The sequence below is a fragment of the Brevibacterium sp. UBA7493 genome, from assembly GCF_002479565.1.
GTDB classification, from domain to species: domain Bacteria; phylum Actinomycetota; class Actinomycetes; order Actinomycetales; family Brevibacteriaceae; genus Brevibacterium; species Brevibacterium luteolum.
In genome coordinates this window covers 49,450-67,917 of record NZ_DLOD01000018.1, presented here as the reverse complement: position 1 = coordinate 67,917, position 18,468 = coordinate 49,450, and the positions used below count along the sequence as shown (strand labels likewise).

Sequence of the window (18,468 nt, the reverse complement as noted above, 5' to 3'; positions counted from 1 at the left end):
GAAGCGACTTCTCGTCGTTTCACTCCCAGCGCTGCCTGCAGCACCACCGCAGTGACAGAACGATGTTTGACAACCACATAGTGCCCCGCCCCGTTCATCTGCGCTCCCCGCAGCTGAATCTGCTGGCGGCTACCGGTCCGGTCACTGGCTGGGCGTGCCCACCTGTGTCAGGATGTTTGCGTGAGCTCACTTGTGACCGGCGAGGCGATCGCCCTTGATATTCGTCCAGCGTCGCTGGCGATGCGCGCCGTGTCGTGTGCCATCGACTACGTCATCATCACGGCGCTCTACATCACCGTCGTGATCTCGGCCTCATGGCTGTTGGATCAGCTCGCGATCAGCGAGCCGCTCGTCTTCGAGACCGTGGTCCTCCTGCTGTCTGTCCTCTGTCTGCTCATCGTCCCGTTCACCATTGAGATGCTGACCCGTGGCAGATCGATCGGAAAGCTCATCTGCGGTCTGAGGATCGTGCGAGACGACGGCGGAGCGATCAGCGCCCGGCACTCCTTCCTCCGCGCACTGCTCTACAGCTTCGAGATCTTCGGCACCGCTGCCGGACTCGCCGCACTCGTCGGCCTGCTCTCACCGCAGTCGAAACGCCTCGGTGACTACCTGGCAGGCACAATCGCAGTCAATGAACGGGCGAAGATGCCCCCCATCGTCCAGATCCACGTGCCGCCACGACTCCGGGCCTGGGCACGCAGCGCAGATATCTCTGCGATTCCCAACGGCCTGTACTACCGCATCACCCAGTTCCTCATCTCAGCACACCTGCGCGAACCGGATTCGCGCTGGGATCGTGCCGTTGAATTGGCCGAGGAACTCAACCCGTATATCGCCCCTGCTCCCCCAGAGGGAACTCTGCCCGAGGAGTTTCTCACAGCAGTCGTCGGGCGCACCCGCGCGGAACACGCCCGGCAGATGGAGAAGACCGCACGTACAGCCCAGCGTTTCCAACAGCGTGTCGGACAGCTGCCCTTCGGCCTCTCACTTGATGCCCCACGACGCGACACTCATCAGGCTGCCCCGACATCACCGACGGCGGAGGCTGGCCACCAGCAGCGCCCGGCCTCGTCCGTGTATTCGCAGATGACTCAGTAGCGGTGACGACTCAGTAGCGGTAGTGCTCGGGCTTATACGGCCCTGCCACGTCGACGCCGATGTACTCGGCCTGTTCCTTCGTCAGTTCGCTCAGGTGAGCGCCGAGAGCCGGCAGATGCAGTCGCGCGACCTTCTCATCGAGTTCCTTCGCCAGCCGGTGCACACCGGCTGGGTAGTCCTCGTGCGAGGCGAACAGCTCGATCTGGGCCATCACCTGGTTCGTGAACGAGGCACTCATGACGAATGACGGGTGCCCGGTCGCGTTGCCGAGGTTGAGCAGGCGTCCCTCGGAGAGCACGATGAACGACGTCTCATTCCGATCCAGACCGGCCTCAGCCGGCACCGGCACCGTCCATTCGTGGACCTGCGGCTTGATCTCGACGACCTCGACTCCGGACTGGCGGCGCACTGCCGCCAGGTCGATCTCGTCGTCGAAGTGCCCGACGTTGCCGACGATCGCACCCGGCTTGAGAAGCGCGAGGTGCTCGGCGGTGATGACCTTCGTATTGCCCGTCGTGGTGATGATGAAGTCTGCTGAGGAGATCGCGTCCTCGGTGCGCACGACCTCGTAGCCGTCCATGGCAGCCTGTAGTGCGCAGATCGGGTCGATCTCGGTGATCTGCACCCGGGCGCCCTGCCCGCGCATCGCCTCGGCAGCGCCCTTGCCGACGTCGCCGTAGCCGATGATGAGCGCGACCTTGCCGCCGATGAGCACGTCAGTGGCGCGGTTGATGCCATCAGGCAGGGAATGGCGGATGCCGTAGCGGTTGTCGAACTTCGACTTCGTGACCGCGTCGTTGACGTTGATCGCCGGGAACTTCAGGTCACCAGCTGCAGCCATCCGGTACAGCCGGTTGACACCGGTCGTCGTCTCCTCGCTGACGCCGAGCATCTGCTCGCTCATCTTCGTGAACCGCTGGGCGTCCTCGGCAAGCGACTGGCGCACCCGGTCGAGGAAGACGTGCTTCTCCTCCGGGTCGTCCTCCCCTGCCTCCGGCGCACCCCCGGCGGCTTCTGCGCGGGCGCCTTCGATGAGCAGCATCGTGGCGTCACCGCCGTCATCGAGGATGAGGTTCGGGCCGTCGGCGAACCGGAAGATCTGGTCGGTGCACCACCAGTATTCCTCCAGCGTCTCACCCTTCCACGCGAACACCGGCACACCGTTGGGCGCCTCCGGGGTGCCGTCCCCGACGACCACGGCGGCAGCCGCCTCGTCCTGAGTGGAGAAGATGTTGCACGACGCCCAGCGCACGTCCGCTCCGAGCGCGGTGAGTGTTTCGATCAGGACAGCCGTCTGCACGGTCATGTGCAGGGAACCGGCGATCCGCGCTCCGGCCAGCGGCTGCGCGGCACCGTACTCCTCGCGCAGGGCCATGAGTCCGGGCATCTCCCGTTCGGCCAGGCGGATCTGATGGCGGCCGGCTTCGGCCAGGGACAGGTCTGCGATGCGGTGGTCGAGCATGGAGATTCCTCTCGGCTATCGGCGGATGAGTTCCAGAGCTGTGGACACGAGCTGATCGGTGCGCTCCTGCGTCGGCGCCTCGCAGTTGAGGCGCACGAGCGGTTCGGTGTTAGACGGCCGGACGTTGCACCACGCCTCGGGCATCTCGATCATGACCCCGTCGAGGTCATCGACCTGGCATTCGCCGAACACGCCCTCGAAGGCGGCCTGCCGGATCCGGGCGAGCGCCGCCTCGGGGCCGTCGACAACGGAATTGATCTCCCCGGAGGCGACGTACGGGTTCCATTCGGCGACGAGCTCGCTCAGCGGCTGGGTCGTCTCGGCCAGCGCCGCGATGACGTGGCAGGCGGCAAGGATTCCGGAATCAGCGCCGTAGAAGTCGCGGAAGTAGTAGTGCGCGGAGTGCTCGCAGGCGAACACGGCATCGTGCTGGCGCATGAGCTGCTTGATCCGCGAGTGACCCACCGGCGTGCGCACGGCCTGTCCGTCGGCGGCGGTGATCGCCTCGGGCACGGCGCGTGAGGTGATGAGGTTGTGCAGCACGACCGGGGTCTCCTCGCCGCGCTCGGTGCGGGCTCGGCTGATCTCGCGGACGGCCACAAGCGCGCCGATCGCAGACGCCGAGACTGCCTCACCGTGTTCGTCGATGAAGAAGCAGCGGTCGGCATCGCCGTCGAAGGCCAGGCCCAGGTCAGCGTCGTGGCCGACGACTGCAGCCTGCACATCGCGCAGATTCGCCGGGTCGAGCGGGTTCGCCTCGTGGTTGGGGAAGGTGCCGTCGAGCTCCGTGTAGAGCCCGATGACGTCGATCGGGGCAGCCGCCAGCCCAGCTCCGGTGGCGAACACCTCGGGCAGCAGCTTGCCAGCCATCCCGTTGCCGCAGTCGGCGACGATCCGCAGCGGCCGGTCGATCGCCTCAATCCCGGTGAGCGACCGGATCCGGCGGGCGAAGGCCTCAGCGAGTTCGCTGGCGGCCGTGCCCGAGGCGACGGGCACCTGCCCAGTCGTCTCACCTGGGTGCTCAGGCGCTTCGAGGGCGAGCAGGCGGATGGCGTCGAGTCCGGAATCACGGGAGATCCCGGCGGCGGCCGGGCCGCAGATCTTGATGCCGTTCCAGTCAGCAGGATTGTGACTCGCCGTGACCATGAGGCCAGGGGCATTCCAGTGCCCGGAGGCGAAGTACAGCTGGTCCGTCGACGTCATGCCCAGCCGTGTGGCCTCGAACCCGGCGGCTTCGACCCCGGCGGCCAGCGCCTCGGCGAACCGCGGGGAGTCCGGGCGCATATCGCAGCCGATCACGACCCGGCTGCTGCCGTGCTCGCGGTGCATGACGTGAGCTGTCGCCCAGCCGATGGCGAAGACGACGTCTTCGTCGAGGTCGACGCCGATCCGGCCACGGATGTCGTAGGCCTTGACGGCGCGCGAAAGCTGTGCGGCTCGGGTCGTCATCAGTCTCCGTTTCCGATCACACGCAGATGCCCGTGGGTGCGCCCCTCGGGCTCCGGCTTGGGTTTGGCGGCCTCGCGCACGGCGTCGGCGATCGCAAGCAGGTCATCGCGGCTGCGCTCCGGGGTCTCCTCCCCCTGCCCGAGGCGGATGAGCTGCCAGCCGACGGGTGCGGTCAGCCTCTCGGCGTGCATGCTGCACAGATCGTGGGCTCCCGGCTGGGCGTGCATGGACAGCGGACCGATGACAATACACGCATCAGCGTGGACGTATGTCAGCGTCCACGCTGCTGAACGGTTGCAGTTCATCTTCGAGCACAGTCTCACTCCAGGCACGCCACGAGTCTAATACAATCGCGGTATGCCAGCCCGCCGCCTCCCCCGTGACCGTCACGGCCGCGGCGTGCGCGGTGAGCTGTTCCTCGCCGAGGTGCCGGCCAAGCGCACCCGCGCCCAGCGCTTCGCTGCGCTGGCCGCGCGCATCTTCGAGCAGATCCGGCTGCGTGCCGACGGCGATCTGTCTGAGGTGCGCCTGGCTGTCGATCAGGTGCCGCCGCCCTCACGCCAGGTGGAGCTCGGCCGGGTGTTCCCGGCCCGGCGCGACCGCCCGGCCACGATCGTCATCTACCGGCTGCCGGTCGTCAGCCGGTGCCAGGACTTCGAGGAGCTCAACGAACTCGTCGCCGAGGTGCTCGCCGAGCAGGCCTCAGTGCTGTGCGGCCGCCACCCCGACGATCTGCTGCCCTGACGTTCAGTCCGTCAGCCGGATGTTGCGATAGCCGATGCCCGACGGCGCATCGGGCACGGTCAGCGCGCTGATGCCCCGACCGGTCAGGGCCACACCGGCGGCGAAGGCGCTGACATCGGCAGGCGTTTCGATGATGACCGCAGCGGTGTCGTCGCCGAGCAGCTCGGCGGGGTTGACCTCGGTGGCCCGGTCGCCGGACAGGTCGACAGGGAACTGCCCGGTCGCTGAGCCGTCACTGCGCAGGCCAACGACCCCGAGCGTGCCCTCACCGGGGCCGAACAGCATCGTCGCGCCGGTATTCTCCGGCAGCATGAGCAGCTGACGCGAATTCAGCTTGTCAACCGCTGGGAACACCGCGAAGTCAGCTCCGCCGTCTCCGTCGCGGGTGACCTCGACGGCGGCGGTGACCCGGTCTCCGGCAGTGATCGTCAAGGCGGCGGGCGGGATCTCGCCGATGTCGAGGGTGACGGTGCCGTGTGCCGGGATCGAGGTGCCCGAGCGGGCCAGATCGACCGGCCCGTCGACGCCGACAGCGCTGACATCGACGCTGACCGGCTCGCCGTTCGGGTTGCTCAGACGCAGCCGTGCCGGTCCCCCGACGGCCACGGGCAGGTACACCTCGCGCGCCGGGTCGGCCACCGGCCCGCTCATCTCGATGCCCTCGGCGGTGAGCCCGGAGCGCTTGGCATGCTGCAGGACCGCGCCGATGAGCCCGCCGTCAGCACTCACCGTCAGGCCCACCTCGGGCTCCTCAGCAGCGATCGCACCGAGCTGGATGACCCGCTGCTCGCGCGGCTGCAGGCTCACGGTCGCATCACCGCCGATGTCGATCGGGCCGTGCGCGCCGGTCGCCTCGGTCGTCGCGGTGATCGTCGTCTCGCCTGGGTTGGTGAGCACGAGGCGCACATCGTCGGTCGCCGAGGCACCGGAGGTCGCGAACCGGGCGTGGGTGGCCGGGCGGACGCATTCGAGGGCTGCGACCCCAGCCCAGTCGCCGTCATCGGCGCGGGTCACCTGCACCGCGGAGACGAGAGCAGGGTTCTCACCCTCGGCCACACCGGTGACGGTCGTCGGAGCCTGCTGCTCGTCGGCACCGGAGACGAATCCGTTGGTCGTCCCGACCGTGTAGTTGTCTTCGCCGCCGAGCGTCCGGGATTCGACTCCTGCGGCGAGGATCGTCGAGTCCGGGGCCTGGGTCAGCGCCGAGGCGGTGCGCACGGTCGGGGTCGGGACCTCGCTGGTCTGGAACTCCTCATCGGTGCCGGCAGCATCGTCTTCGGTCTTGAACGGCCCGGGGCACATCGACACGGTGTCGGTGGCTGGCAGCCGCACCTGCTCGGCCCCGCGCGGCACGGATCCGCCGGCCAGCGGCTGCAGGTACCCGGTCACCGCGATCATGAGGCCCGGCAGCCCGATCGCGGTGAAGGTGAGCACGGAGCGCAGGTTGCGGCGGTTCATGCGCTGACCCTTTCGTCGGTCCGGTGTTCGGCCGTGCCCGAGGCGGTGGTCGCCGGCCGTGGGGCGGTGCGGGCACGCGACCGGTTGCCGAAGGGGATTGCGACGAGCACGGACACGAAGACGAGCACCCAGCCGATGCCCACGCCGATCGCGTACTGCGGGTAGGTGTAGCTGATGGTCACCGTCGATGCCTCGTCGGGCAGCTGATAGGCGGCCTGCCAGCTCGGCGCGCCGGTGCGGGCCTCCTCGCGCACGGCGTCCTGACCGTTGATCTGCACGCGGGCCAGTCCGGCTCGCTCTGCGAGGATGAGGGTGCGCTGGCCGGCGCCTGCCGGGATTTCTCCGCGGCCGTCGACGATCTCGACGGGGCTGAGGCTGCCGTCATCGGCGACGACGGAGGCTGAGGACAGCGGTGATCCGTCGGGCACCACCTGGTAGAGCAGCCCCTGATCGGTGGCCCCGAGGCGGGTGAGACCTGGGGAGACGGCAACGGTCTGGGCCAGTTCGCTGGCCCCGGATCCGCGGATGACGACGAAGCCGATGCCGAGCTGGTCGAGCGCGGTGCGGGTGTCGTCTCCGCTGCCGCTGGTGAGCCGGCCGATGACGCGGGCGAGTGCGATGTCGGCGTCGTCGATGGCGACAGGACGGCGGTCGAAGGGGTGGCCGCTGATGCTGCGCGCTTCGTGCATCGTCGAGGTGGTGAGGATGGTGTTCGACTCCGGGGTGACGAGCTGTCCGTAGAGCTGGTCGTCATCCGATTGCAGGATGAGGGTCTGCTGGCCGAGCGCACCGGTGTGGCGTTCGGCGGCGAAGGCCGGCAGCGGCGAGGCGGTGGTGCGGTGGATCGGGGTGCCGACGAGCAGGGACTGCAGCGTGAAGGCGGTGATCATGAGCAGGGCGCCTGCCGGGATGAGGCCGCGCAGCGCGTAGTTGCGCACCCGGGAGCCGCGGTCGAGGGCCACCGGCCACAGCGCGGCGGCGGTGAAGCCACAGAAGCCCAGGCCGATGAGCAGCATCGAGTCGCCGGTGAAGGAGGCGACGAGTCCGTCGGCGGTGAGCTGTCCTTCGAGTGCAGCCTGGACGATCGCGCCGGCGAGTCCTGCCGAGTAGCAGACGACGGCCAGACCGAGGACGGCGAGGTTGTTGCGCACCCGCAGGGCGGCGAGGACGAGGGCGGCGAGCAGCGGCAGCAGCAGGGCGGCGAGCACCCACGGCACGGCAGCTGCGGGCAGCCAGTTCTCCAGGACGCTCAGCTGCGGGCGGGTGGCCCAGCCGAGGGCAAGCTGGAAGCTGTGCGGCTGGGCGTAGTCGAGGACGCGGCCGGGGTTGGTCAGCAGCGCATCGGGCTGGCGGATGGCGGCGATGAGCCACGGCCAGGACAGGCCGATGCCGGGCAGCAGCGCCCAGATGAAGCTCGTGGACCGGTAGAGGATCATGACCGTGATGACGACGATGATGATCGGGACGATGAGGAAGGGTGAGCCTGCCATGATGACGGCGAAGGCGAGCCCGCAGGCTGCGGCTGCGGCGACCGACCGGTAGTGGATCGAGCGGTCGAGTGCCCACAGTGCGGCCGGGGCGACGATCCAGGACAGCACGGTGCCGACGCGGCCGCCGTGCAAGGAGATGAGGAAGGCGGGCTGGGCGATCCAGATGAGGGCCAGCAGAGCCCGCAGTCCGGCGGCGGGCACGACGCGGCCAGCACACAGGTACATGATGGTCGCTGCCAGCGGCAGGGCGAGCAGCCAGAGGCTGCGCAGCATGAGGTCGAGGCTGCCGCCGAAGGGCAGACTGAGGATCGCCAGCACGCTCAGCAGCGGATCGGCAGGCGTCGAGCTGCCGAGGCCGAGTTCGAGGACCGGTGAGAAGATCCTGGTGACGACCTCGGCGAAGGGTACGTCGAGGCGGGCCCAGGCGCCGCCGGTGATCGCGCCGGGGCCGATGAGCCGGTAGAACATGAGCGCGCTGGCAATCGAGCTGACGACGATGATGACGACGAGCGGGTGGAAGAGCAGGCTGCGCTTGGTGCGGGTGTCGATGCCGGAGAACTCGGCGAGGTCGCCGGCGGTGTTGAGCGCGCCGTCTTCGCGCAGGTGGTCGGCCGCGACCTCGCCGCCGACTCCGGCGAGTTCGCGCCGGGCCGAGCGCAGGTCGTGTTTGCTGGCGTAGACGCTGGCCGGCAGGCTGCCTCCGGTGCGGTAGCGGCGCAGCCGGCGGGTGGCGTGGGCGTCCTGCGGCAGCGCCCAGGCGGCGCCGAGCCACCAGGAGGCTTCATCGGGTGAGTTGGCGAGTAGGTTGCCGAGTGCTTTGAGAACAGCGAGCAGTGTGAGTTTGAGCTGCATGATGCTCGAGCGGCCGCGGGTGGCGGTCGCCAGCCGGTAGCGGTGCTCGTGGCGGACGATGTGCTTATGCGGCAGCGGGCGCGGGGACGAGTAGTAGCGGCCGATTCCCTCGGTCGGGATGGCGATGCGGGCTTGGGGAACGACTTCGACGCGGTGGCCGGCTCGGCGCAGCCGGTCGCAGTATTCGATGCCGCGGTAGCTCACCGACAGGGTCTCAGAGGGCACACCGAGCTGGCGGACGACGGCGGCGGCGACGAGCATGCCGGGTTCGTCGACGGCGAAGACGTCCTCGCGGCGGTTGTGCTGTCCGGCGTCCTCCTCACCGGGGCTGACCGGTGAGTAGCGGGCGCCATCAGCGGTGGTCGTCACGCCGACGGAGACGAGGTCACCGTCGGCAGACAGGATCTTCGGACCGACGACGGCCAGTGTGTCGGCGGCGCTGAGCCGGGTGTGCAGCTGGGTGAGGCAGTCGGGTTCCGGAAGGGAGTCAGGGGAAAGGAACCAGACGTAGTCAGCGCGCTCGAGGTCCGGGGAGGACACCAGTTCGGCTGCGGTGAGGGTCTCGCCCGCCGGCAGTTCGGGATTCCGCCGGCGCCGGCGGGCGAGCTTCTGCGCTGTCCGAGAGTCGTCGAGCAGCGCCACCGAGGTGATCTGAGGGAAATGGTGCCGCAGTGCTGTCAGCCAGGCTCGGCTGACGGTGTGGCCGCCGGTGCGGATGACGGCCGCAACACTGAAACTCACACGACCCGCTTCTTCAGTCGCCGCCGTTCGCGTTCGGACAGCCCGCCCCAGATGCCGAAGCGCTCGTCGTTCTGCAGCGCGTACTCGAGGCATTCGGAGCGGACCTCGCAGGAGGCGCAGACCTTCTTCGCTTCGCGCGTCGAGCCGCCCTTCTCAGGGAAGAACGCCTCGGGATCGGTCTGGGCGCACAGCGCCTGGTCCTGCCAGCTCAGCGCAGTCTCGTCGGCGTCGCCGAGCAGCAGCGACAGCGGTGAGACGGCCGCCAGGCTCTCCGATGGGGTCGGCTCACCCGGCACTGGGCTCAGGTCGAGTGGATCGAGCTGGAGCGGATCCGGAACAATGGTCGGAGTGGCGCGGGTCGGATCGACGAACCAGTCTTCGGCGGTCCGCGCGGTCACACCCGGTGCGGAGACGGCCGGCTGCAGTGCCGGCTGCTCTTGTCTCGCGTAGTTGCGTGCAGTAGTCACGGTCTTCCCCTTTCGCTTGCCGGATGCCGTGAAGCGCTGGAGAACCTCAGTGCCGTTCCCCTGCTTCTGTACGGATATCCGGCCTTCCCGTACCTAAAATTACACGCGTGTCATTACCTATTAGTCAAGCGCCTGTTTGGTATTCAAAGGACCCAGCCGCAGCCCATTCGAACGAGTGTTCCAACCCAGAGTGCCCTTTATCACTACATATGGTGCCCGTGGCATGCACTGACCACAACCGGTGCCATTCTGTGATCTCTGCGGTTTTTCTCGCCACACCTGTTGGCGCGGGCACCGCTGAGGGCAAGGTGACATGATGGAGGCTATGAACGGCCCCGCACCAACCCCGCCGCCCTCCAGCCGGCTGCTGACCGCCTACGCGATCCCCGGCATCCGGCAGATCTCACCCGGTGACGACCTGGCCGTCGAGATCTCCTGGGCGATCGCAAACAACCGCATCCAGATCAAGGACGGCGACATCCTCGTCATCGCCTCGAAGCTCGTCGCCAAGGCCGACGGGCTCATCCGCACCGCAGCAGACCGCACGGAGTTCGAACGCCTCGTCACCGAGCATTCGACCGGGACTGTGGCCGCGCGGACCTTTCACACTGCCCGAGGCCCTGCGACCGTGGCGATCACCCGCACCCCGATCGGCACCGTGCAGGCCGCCGGCGGGCTCGATCGTTCGAACACCGGCACCCGGGACAGTGCAGGCGGTGGTGGCACTGTGCTGCTGCAGCCGGCTGATCCGGATGCGGCGGCTGAGAAGCTGCGGGCGAAGCTTTCACGCGAGCTGGGCGCGACGCTCGGCATTGTCATCTCCGATTCGACCTCCCGGCCGTGGCGGGCAGGCGTGGCCGACATCGCCATCGGCGCGGCCGGAATCGAAGTGCTCGATGACCAGCGCGGGCGGCTCGATGACTCCGGGCGGCGGCAGGGCGTGACGGTGCGGGCGATCGCCGATGAGATCGCCGCTGCTGCCGACCTCGTCAAGGGCGCCGCGCGCGGCCTGCCGGCTGCCGTCGTGCGCGGCATGGGTGCACATGTGCGTGCAGACGGGGGAAGCGCTCGGGAGCTGGTCCGGGAGTTCGTCGAGGACTGGTTCCGCTACGGTCACGTGGAGGCCGTCCACCAGTCGCTGGGCTGTCAGCGCCTCGACGTCGCACCGGCCTCGGCTGACGGTGATGACGACATCCTCACGAAGGTCTCGCGTGCCCTGGCGGTCGTGCGCCGCGGTGCGGCCCGCACCCCCGGCCAGTCGGCGTGGCGGATGCGCGTCGCAGGCTCCGGCGGACAGATCCTCATCTCCCCTGCCGACTCCCCAGCACGGTCGAGCGCCGGCGGGCACCCTCTCATCGAAGCGACCCTCGGCCTCGGCGCACTCGTCGACCGCCTGCAGTCCGCACTGTGGTGCGAGGACCTGCAGGCCAGCACCCAGTACACCTGGGCTGACAACGGCTCCCCGACCGGTGCGAGACTCTCGATCGAACTCGCCCACCCGCAGCCCTGAGAAGAAAAGGACCCCATGCAGCAGCTCATCGACGCACTTTCCTCTCGCCGCTACCCGGTGCTCACCTACCTGCCGGAAAGCAGTGAGCGGCTGGAACTCACCGGCACGGTGGTGGCGAACTGGGTGTACAAGACTACGAGCCTGTTCGCCGAGGCGGGAGTCGGCCAGAATCTGGGTGTCGGGATTGTGCTCGACGAGACCGGTCCCCTGCACTGGCGGGCACTGGCGGCGATGCTGGCCGCCTTCGGACTCGATGCGCCGGTGACGCTGCTCGGCGCGGATTCGGAGCCGCCCGAGGCGGAATGGGTCGCGTTTGCTGATGAATCGCATGCCGCAGATGAGATCACCACTGAGGCAGATGAGGTCTTCGTCTACGCGGCACCGGCACTTGCGCTGGCAGCCGAGGCGCCGGAGGGCTGCATCGACTTCAACTCCGAGGTCCGGGCCCACCCCGACGTGTGCCCGATCCCCGGCACCCAGATCAGCCTGACACTGCCCGGCGGGAAGCACGTGGCGAGCACGAGCCGGGAGGTGCCCACCGCCTCGGGAACGGAGCTTGAGACCACCGGAATCCCGGTGGATGGTGAGGAGCTGGCAGCAGTGCTTGCGGCGCTGGTGGCGGGGACGGTGACGCTGAGCGGACCTGCCGTCTCGATGTGATCCGGGTCATGCCAGAATGGTGGCATGGACAAAGTAGTTGCATCAGCAGCTGAGGCTGTGAAGGACATTGCGAGCGGGTCGACGATCGCAGTGGGCGGATTCGGGGTCGTCGGCGTGCCCGAGTACCTCATCCGCGCACTCCGCGACCAGGGCGCGGACAATCTCGAGCTCATCTCCAACAACGCCGGCCTCGATGGCCGCGGACTGGGCATGCTCCTCGAATCCGGGCAGGTGGGGCGGATGATCGCCTCCTATGTCGGTGAGAACAAGGAGTTCGCCCGCCAGTACCTCTCCGGCGAGCTCGAAGTCGAGCTCACCCCGCAGGGCACCCTGGCCGAGAAGCTGCGCGCGGCAGGTGCGGGCATCCCGGCCTTCTACACGATCACCGGCGCGGGCACGCAGGTCGCCGAGGGCGGCATGCCGTGGCTGTACGACTCCGAGGGCAACGTCGTCAAGGAATCCCCCGCCAAGGAGACGAAGACCTTCGAGACCTTCGGCGAGAAGCAGGAGTACGTGCTCGAAGAGTCGCTGCCGGCCGACTTCGCGCTCGTGCGCGCGGCCAAGGCCGACCGCCACGGCAACCTCGTCTTCCACTCCTCGGCCCGGAACTTCAACCCGCCGGTCGCCCAGGCCGGACGGATCACGATCGCCGAGGTCGAGGAGATCGTCGAAGCCGGTGAGATCGCACCCGATGACGTGCATCTGCCGGGCATCTACGTCCACCGGATCGTCGTGCTCAGCCCCGAAGAGGCCGCCGACAAGCCGGTTGAGAAGAAGACAGTACGGGAGGCTTGAGATGGCACTGACCAGACAGCAGATCGCAGCACGCGCCGCCCAGGAGCTGCCCGACGGCGCCTACGTCAACCTGGGCATCGGCCTGCCGACGCTCGTGCCGAACTACGTGCCCGAGGGCGTCCACCTCGTGCTGCAGAGCGAGAACGGCCTGCTCGGTGTGGGCCCGTACCCGACGGAGGATGAGCTCGACCCCGACCTCATCAACGCCGGCAAGGAGACCGTCACGATGCTGCCGGGTTCGTCATACTTCGACTCCGCGCTGAGCTTCGGGATGATCCGCGGCAACAAGATCGACGTCGCGATCCTCGGTGCGATGCAGGTCGCCGTCAACGGCGACATCGCCAACTGGATGATCCCCGGCAAGATGGTCAAGGGCATGGGCGGGGCGATGGACCTCGTCCACGGCGCCCGCAAGGTCCTCGTCATCATGGACCACGTCGCCAAGGACGGCTCGCACAAGATGCTTGAAGAGTGCGCGCTGCCGCTGACCGGCAAGGGTGTGGTCCAGCGGGTCATCACGAACCTCGCCGTGCTCGACGTCGAGGGCGATTCGTTCACCCTCGTCGAACGCGCTCCAGGTGTGAGCGTCGAGGAGATCCGCGAGGCCACCGGTGCCACGCTCAACGTCGACGGCGATGTGCCGGAGATGCAGCTCTAGACGCTGTCGGCTGCCGGCCGCCTCGCCGGAGGCGGTCGGCTCCCGATCAGCTCCCCTTCTGTGAGGACGTCATGAAGATCAGCGCACTCGTCTCCGCAGCCGCCGGGTCCGCACTGCTGCTGGCCGGATGCAGCGGGGTTGCTCCGGAGCCTGAACCGGAATCGGAAAAGGCAGTCGTCGACGCGTACTTCACCGCATTCGCTTCGAGCGATCCGGCGGAGATCGAGAACGCCGCGGACACCGCTGTCGAGGATTCCACGGCGGCCCGCTATCTCGCTCATCAGCTGAATGTGGCCAGGGCAAACAACGCCAACGGGCTGGATCATCGCAGCAGCAATGTCGAAGTCGCTGACGATGCGGTATCGGTGTGTCAGCACGGCAGGTGCACCGACTACGCAGACTTCACGTTCGAAGACGGGAAGCTGTCGGACTTCTCAGCCAACGGCACCAGCGTCGGCGAGCGCCTCGTGATCGGCGGCGGAAAGATGGTCACGTCCCACGATATCGCTGGCTTCGAGGTGCTGTCGGCTGCCCAGTCAGCAGATGACGAACAGCTGCTCGTCGTCGTCATCAGATTCCACTCCTACGACCGAAGCATCGAACCGGTCACGTCAGCGGTCTACCGGAATCCCGGTGGAGAGCAGGTCGACCACGGCCTCAACTCCGTCCTCCCGCGACGTCTCCTCCCCGATTCCCACCAGCTCGGCTTCGTGGGATTCCCCCGCTCCGAAATCGGCGGAGAGATCGTCGTCGAATTCAGAACGGAAGACGACCAGGAGGCGATCCGCGACAGTGCGCGCGTTCCCGTAGCTCAGGACTGATCAGGCAGTCCGGTGGTGGCGACGAACAGCCGCCCGGAGCCGGTGACGGTGAGTACTGGGACCTCGGCTGCGAGGAACACGGAGTCGCCTGCCTGCAGGCGGGTGTCGTCGCTGCAGGTGAAGGTGCCCGAGGTGCACAGCAGGATGGCAGGTCCCGCGCGGTGGACCTCCCGGTCCTCGGCGGTGTCGATGACCTGGAGGGCGAAGTCATCAGTCGCCCCGCGCAGCACGCCGGAATCATCAGCAGTGACGAGTTCAGGCTGGCCGGGTGTGTAGCTCACCACGGCGTCGAGTTCGTCGACGTCGATGTGCTTGCTCGTGAGCCCGCCGCGCAGCACATTGTCCGACGAGGCCATGATCTCGATGCCGAGCCCGCCGAGGTAGGCATGGAGGATCCCGGCATCGAGGGCGAGCGCCTGGCCGGGTTCGAGCCGCAGGCGGTTGAGCATGAGCGCGACGAGCACGCCGGGGTCGTGCGGGAAGTCGGCTTGGACTTCCCGCAGGGTCAGTGCCGGGTCGACGGCCGAGCCGGCGTGTGAGGGATCGTCGGCGGGCACCGGGTCGATCACGATGTGGGCGAGTGTGTCGGCGAGGCTGCCGTAGGTGTCGCGTTCGCGCAGCAGCAGGCCGGTGGCCTGCTGCAGACCTCCGGAGGTCAGGGCGTCGCGCCAGGCGGCCAGGGCCGGCAGCTGGGTGTTCTCGCCGGCGGCGTCGAGGGCGGAGGCGAAGCGGTCGAGCATCGCAGTGATTGCTTCCGGACGGCGGAAACCGCACAGGGCGTGGAATTCGGTGAGCGCGTAGATGAGCTCGGGCTTGTGCGAGTCGTCCTTGTAGTTCCGCTCAGGAGCATCGAACGCGATGCCGGCGGCGTTCTCGCGCGCGTAGCCGGCACGGGCCTGGTCGAGTGACGGGTGCGCCTGGATCGACAGGGCGGTTTCCGCTGCGAGGATCTTGAGCAGGAACGGCAGCCGGTTGCCGAAGGCGCCGATCGATGCCTTCCCAAGTGTCGCCTCGGGTGCGGTCTCAACCCATTCGAGCAGCGAGGCGACCGGCTGGCCGTCGGCGTCGAGCAGCTGGGAGGGGGCGACGGGATGGGCGCCCATCCACAGCTCTGCGGCCGGCTCGCCGGTGACAGGCTGGCCGAGGATTTCGGGGATGCCGCTGGGTGCCCCCCAGGCGTAGCGCTGAACTGTGTTTGACAGGAACCGCACGTCTTTCCCTTCGCTTCGATGGTGTCAGCCTAGGGCTGCACGAGGACGAAGACCAACCGTAGGCGGCAGCTGTGAACCGCAGGTGACGCCGAGGTGTCCTGGGAATGCGACAGGCGCCCCGCACCGGGAGGGTGCGAGGCGCCTGTGGCAGTGGTGTCAGTCGATGACTCGGACGAAGACCGCGCCGCGCTTGAGCATCCAGCTGTACGAGCGCTTCGTGGTGCCCGTGCGCTTGGAGCCGGCGTCGTACATCTGGCCCTTCGTCTCGGAGACGATGCCGATGTGGCCAGGGACCCAGATGAGGTCACCGGGCTTGGCCTGCGAGGCCGGGATCACCTTGCCGGCAGCCTTCTGCGCCGAGGTGTGGCGCGGCAGGTTGATGCCGTTCTGCTTGTAGACCCACACGGTGTAGCCCGAGCAGTCCCAGCCCTTGGTGGTGTTGCCGCCCCAGACGTAGCGGACGCCCATGCCCTTGCGGGCGGTCTTGATGATGTTGTCCCGCAGCTCCTTCTCCTGCTGAGCCTTGGACTTCTTCTCATCCTTCTTGGGCTTGTCCTTTTTGGAGTCATCCTTCTTTTTGGAATCATCCTTCTTCTTGGAATCGTCCTTCTTCTTGGAATCGTCCTTCTTCTTATCGTCCTTGTTGTTCTTGTCGTCGTCTGCTGGACCTTCCCCGTCGTCAGCAGGCGAATCGTTGTCGTCGCCCGGGGGCGAGGCCCGGTTGTGATCCCGGGCCCCTCCCTCGATCGAACCAGTGGGCGAGAACTCGGTGGTGCCGTAGCCGTTGGCCCAGACCAGGCGAGCGCCTTCGAAGACCTGCTCGCAGCGGCCGTCGGAGCACTTCGGCGCCTCAGTCGGGTAGCCGAGGTGGCCCTTCTCGTAGCCCTTCGAGCCCCAGTACTTCTGCAGGATGCCGTGCGTCGGCTGCGCGCCGGTGGCGCTCGTCCAGTGCACCGAGCCCTTCTCGAACTTCTGGTAGACACCGCCGTTCTTCAGGCCGCCGCGCTCATCGGAGGTCGGGAAGCCGAGCGTGTCGCGCATCGAATCCTTGTACATGCTCCGGATCGCGCCCTTGAGCAGGAAGGTCTTGCCGTTCTTGTGGAAGACCGCGCCCTTCTCGAAGTCGCGGGCGGTGCCGCCCTGGAAGCCGTACTCCTTGCCGGTGGCCTTGCCGAGCTTGTCGGCGTTCTTCTCGGCGTACTTGTCGATCGGAGTCTGCTTCGGCGGCTTCGGCTTCGGCTTGTCCTCCTTGGGCTTCTCCTCCTTCGGGCCCGAACCGTCCTTCTGCATCTTCTCGATGGCATTGCGCATGCCGCCGATCTTGGAGTAGAAAGCAGCTCCCGGGCACGAGGTGTTGCCGAGGTCCCGGTGACCGACGATCGTGTTGATCCGCTTGCCGGCCACGGTCGTCTTGCCCTTGGCGGGCACGCCGTTGGCCGAGAGCTTCCAGGCAATCGCGTGCTCGACGGCGCGCAGGGTCTCATTCGGCGGTGCGGACTTCTCGAAGGTGCCCATCACCGAGATGCCGAACGTGCCGGTGTTGTAGCCGGCGACGTGGGCGCCGATGACGGCCCGGTCGAGTCCTCCGGCACGGCCCTCCCACAGGCGGCCGTACTTGTCGGCGAGCACGTTGTAGCCGACGTCGGACCAGCCGCGGCCCTTGGTGTGGAAGCTGTAGATGCCGCGCAGGATGCCCGGCACATCGGAGGCCTTGTAGTTGTTCGAGCCTGCGGTGTGGTGGATGACGGTGGCCTTGACGCCGTTGGCGTAGCTCGGCTTGCCCTTGCGCAGGCTCTCCTTGGCACCCCAGGACTTGCGGGAGCCGATCGAGGGCTTGGGCACCTTCTTCATCGAGGTGTTCGCCACAGCGGCGTCACCAGGGACGTAGGCGGCGTTCTGTGCGTCGTACTCGGGCTGCTGCGCATCGGTTTCCCCGGCCGGATCTCCGGCCCCGGTGTCAGCAGTTCCCTCAGTCTCAGCGCCGTCAGTCGCGCCAGCGGCGTCAACGACCGGGGCGTTGCTGGCCACGGCATCGGCGTCTGCCGGTGAGGACTTCGGGTCGACGAGGACGAGTTCGGCCTTCTGCGGCGCGGCCTCGCCCAGCACGCGCATCTGCACGGCGGTCGCGGAGTTGACGATGAAGGGCTCAGTGCCCTCGGTGCCCTCTCCCTGGCCATTCTCGTGCTCGACTTCCTCCCACGGCGACCAGCCATCGGCGGACTGCACGCGCACCTCGATGGTGACGTTGGTAGTGCCCTGGTAGGCCGCGCCGATAACCGAGGAACGGCCGGCGGGCACGTCGAGGACGTCGGAGATCGCAGCGATGTTGACGCCGTCTTCGGTCTTCTCCTGGACGCTGCCGGACATGTCCGGCTTGCTCGTCTCAGTCGGGGCCTCGGTGGATTCGTCCGAGCCGCCTCCGGTTTCAGGGGCCTCGCCGCCGCCGAGCTCGCCCGGGGCGGTGCTCATGGGAGCGGCGCTGGCGCCGAAGACGCCGGAGCTGCCGACGCTCATCTGCTGGATGAACGCATCGGACTTCATGAGGTTGGGCAGATTGGTCATCGACTGATTCGCCGCATCGGCTGCGCTGCCGGAGGCTGCGCGGGCGCCGGGGGCTTCGAGACCTGGCTCGCTGACATCGGTCAGCGACTTCTTCTCGACGTCTGGCGTCACGGTGTCGGCCGAGGCCGGCAACACCAGTCCCAGGGTCGAGGTCATGACGGCTGCGGCACACGTCGCCACAGCGGGTATCAGTATTCTCATCGTTTCAGCCTTTGCGAGGAAGACAGGGAAGATAGGCTTCACGAGTGATTGCCGTCATTGGCAAGATGACGAATCAGCTCAACATGACAGAATTGTTACATACTTCGCGGCGTGTCGCTTTGAAAAATCCCTCGTGAGAAGAATTACAACGATGTCGTTCCGCGAGTTCATGCGCTTCAAGAGGGCTGAAAATTTTTTGTGATCCCCTTGCGAACTCGGTGAGATTGCTGACATCCGGGTCACGGGAGCACCGCCGCCGAGGCGGTCGGAGTCAGTGCGGAAACCG

At 67.5% G+C, this 18,468-nt stretch carries 15 protein-coding genes; 7 read left to right on the top strand and 8 right to left on the bottom strand.

Going from position 1 to position 18,468, the window contains the following annotated elements; translation table 11 throughout:
- Window positions 1-180 precede the first annotated feature (180 nt).
- On the top strand, window positions 181-1,101 hold the full coding sequence (locus B4E96_RS11685; RefSeq protein WP_286957696.1) for an RDD family protein: 921 nt from the start codon (window positions 181-183) through the stop codon (window positions 1,099-1,101).
- A 10-nt stretch (window positions 1,102-1,111) separates the two neighbouring features.
- Here B4E96_RS11685 and ahcY read toward each other — a convergent pair whose 3' ends face one another.
- Genes ahcY through B4E96_RS11670 form a run of 3 tightly spaced genes read right to left on the bottom strand, consistent with a single transcriptional unit; the run spans window position 1,112 to window position 4,344 of the window.
- A complete protein-coding gene (gene ahcY, locus B4E96_RS11680; RefSeq protein WP_286957695.1) occupies window positions 1,112-2,563 on the bottom strand; it encodes an adenosylhomocysteinase in 1,452 nt (483 codons plus the stop codon).
- Between the two features lie 15 nt (window positions 2,564-2,578).
- On the bottom strand, window positions 2,579-4,012 hold the full coding sequence (gene manB, locus B4E96_RS11675) for a phosphomannomutase/phosphoglucomutase (protein WP_286957694.1): 1,434 nt from the start codon (window positions 4,010-4,012) through the stop codon (window positions 2,579-2,581).
- The gene (locus tag B4E96_RS11670) at window positions 4,012-4,344 is read right to left on the bottom strand and encodes a DUF3499 domain-containing protein (protein WP_165883309.1); all 333 of its coding nucleotides are present in this window, start codon (window positions 4,342-4,344) and stop codon (window positions 4,012-4,014) included. The genes manB and B4E96_RS11670 overlap by 1 nt, the downstream gene beginning before the upstream one ends.
- Window positions 4,345-4,369: 25 nt before the next feature.
- Here B4E96_RS11670 and B4E96_RS11665 point away from each other — a divergent pair, with 25 nt between their 5' ends.
- Window positions 4,370-4,756 carry a metallopeptidase family protein gene (locus tag B4E96_RS11665; protein WP_259854995.1) on the top strand — a complete coding sequence of 129 codons (387 nt, stop codon included), beginning with the start codon at window positions 4,370-4,372 and terminating at the stop codon, window positions 4,754-4,756.
- 3 nt (window positions 4,757-4,759) lie between these two features.
- On the opposite strand, the gene B4E96_RS11660 is transcribed toward B4E96_RS11665, so the two are convergent.
- Genes B4E96_RS11660 through B4E96_RS13415 form a run of 3 tightly spaced genes read right to left on the bottom strand, consistent with a single transcriptional unit; the run spans window position 4,760 to window position 9,722 of the window.
- A complete protein-coding gene (locus tag B4E96_RS11660; protein WP_259854997.1) occupies window positions 4,760-6,214 on the bottom strand; it encodes a DUF5719 family protein in 1,455 nt (484 codons plus the stop codon).
- The gene (locus tag B4E96_RS11655) at window positions 6,211-9,297 is read right to left on the bottom strand and encodes a hypothetical protein (RefSeq protein ID WP_286957692.1); all 3,087 of its coding nucleotides are present in this window, start codon (window positions 9,295-9,297) and stop codon (window positions 6,211-6,213) included. The genes B4E96_RS11660 and B4E96_RS11655 overlap by 4 nt, the downstream gene beginning before the upstream one ends.
- Window positions 9,294-9,722, bottom strand: a complete 429-nt coding sequence (locus tag B4E96_RS13415; protein WP_375544692.1) for a WhiB family transcriptional regulator — start codon at window positions 9,720-9,722, stop codon at window positions 9,294-9,296. Before B4E96_RS13415 ends, B4E96_RS11655 begins: the two co-directional genes overlap by 4 nt.
- A gap of 367 nt (window positions 9,723-10,089) precedes the next feature.
- Between B4E96_RS13415 and B4E96_RS11645 the strand changes: the two genes are divergently transcribed.
- From B4E96_RS11645 to B4E96_RS11625, 5 genes are all read left to right on the top strand, one after another.
- Window positions 10,090-11,274, top strand: coding sequence for a coenzyme F420-0:L-glutamate ligase (locus B4E96_RS11645; protein ID WP_286957691.1), 1,185 nt, complete (start codon window positions 10,090-10,092; stop codon window positions 11,272-11,274).
- Between the two features lie 15 nt (window positions 11,275-11,289).
- Window positions 11,290-11,934, top strand: coding sequence for a TIGR03089 family protein (locus B4E96_RS11640; RefSeq protein ID WP_286957690.1), 645 nt, complete (start codon window positions 11,290-11,292; stop codon window positions 11,932-11,934).
- A gap of 24 nt (window positions 11,935-11,958) precedes the next feature.
- Window positions 11,959-12,729 (top strand): CoA transferase subunit A, encoded by a 771-nt coding sequence (locus tag B4E96_RS11635; RefSeq protein WP_165883314.1) that lies wholly within the window; start codon window positions 11,959-11,961, stop codon window positions 12,727-12,729.
- A 1-nt stretch (window position 12,730) separates the two neighbouring features.
- Entirely contained in the window at window positions 12,731-13,387 is a 657-nt protein-coding gene (locus tag B4E96_RS11630; protein ID WP_286957687.1) for a CoA transferase subunit B, read from the top strand.
- A gap of 71 nt (window positions 13,388-13,458) precedes the next feature.
- Window positions 13,459-14,208, top strand: a complete 750-nt coding sequence (locus B4E96_RS11625; protein WP_286957685.1) for a hypothetical protein — start codon at window positions 13,459-13,461, stop codon at window positions 14,206-14,208.
- On the opposite strand, the gene manA is transcribed toward B4E96_RS11625, so the two are convergent.
- The gene (manA, locus tag B4E96_RS11620; RefSeq protein ID WP_286957683.1) at window positions 14,199-15,419 is read right to left on the bottom strand and encodes a mannose-6-phosphate isomerase, class I; all 1,221 of its coding nucleotides are present in this window, start codon (window positions 15,417-15,419) and stop codon (window positions 14,199-14,201) included. The genes B4E96_RS11625 and manA overlap by 10 nt on opposite strands.
- Window positions 15,420-15,575: 156 nt before the next feature.
- Window positions 15,576-18,182, bottom strand: coding sequence for an NlpC/P60 family protein (locus B4E96_RS11615; RefSeq protein ID WP_286957682.1), 2,607 nt, complete (start codon window positions 18,180-18,182; stop codon window positions 15,576-15,578).
- Between the last annotated feature and the right edge of the window lie 286 nt (window positions 18,183-18,468).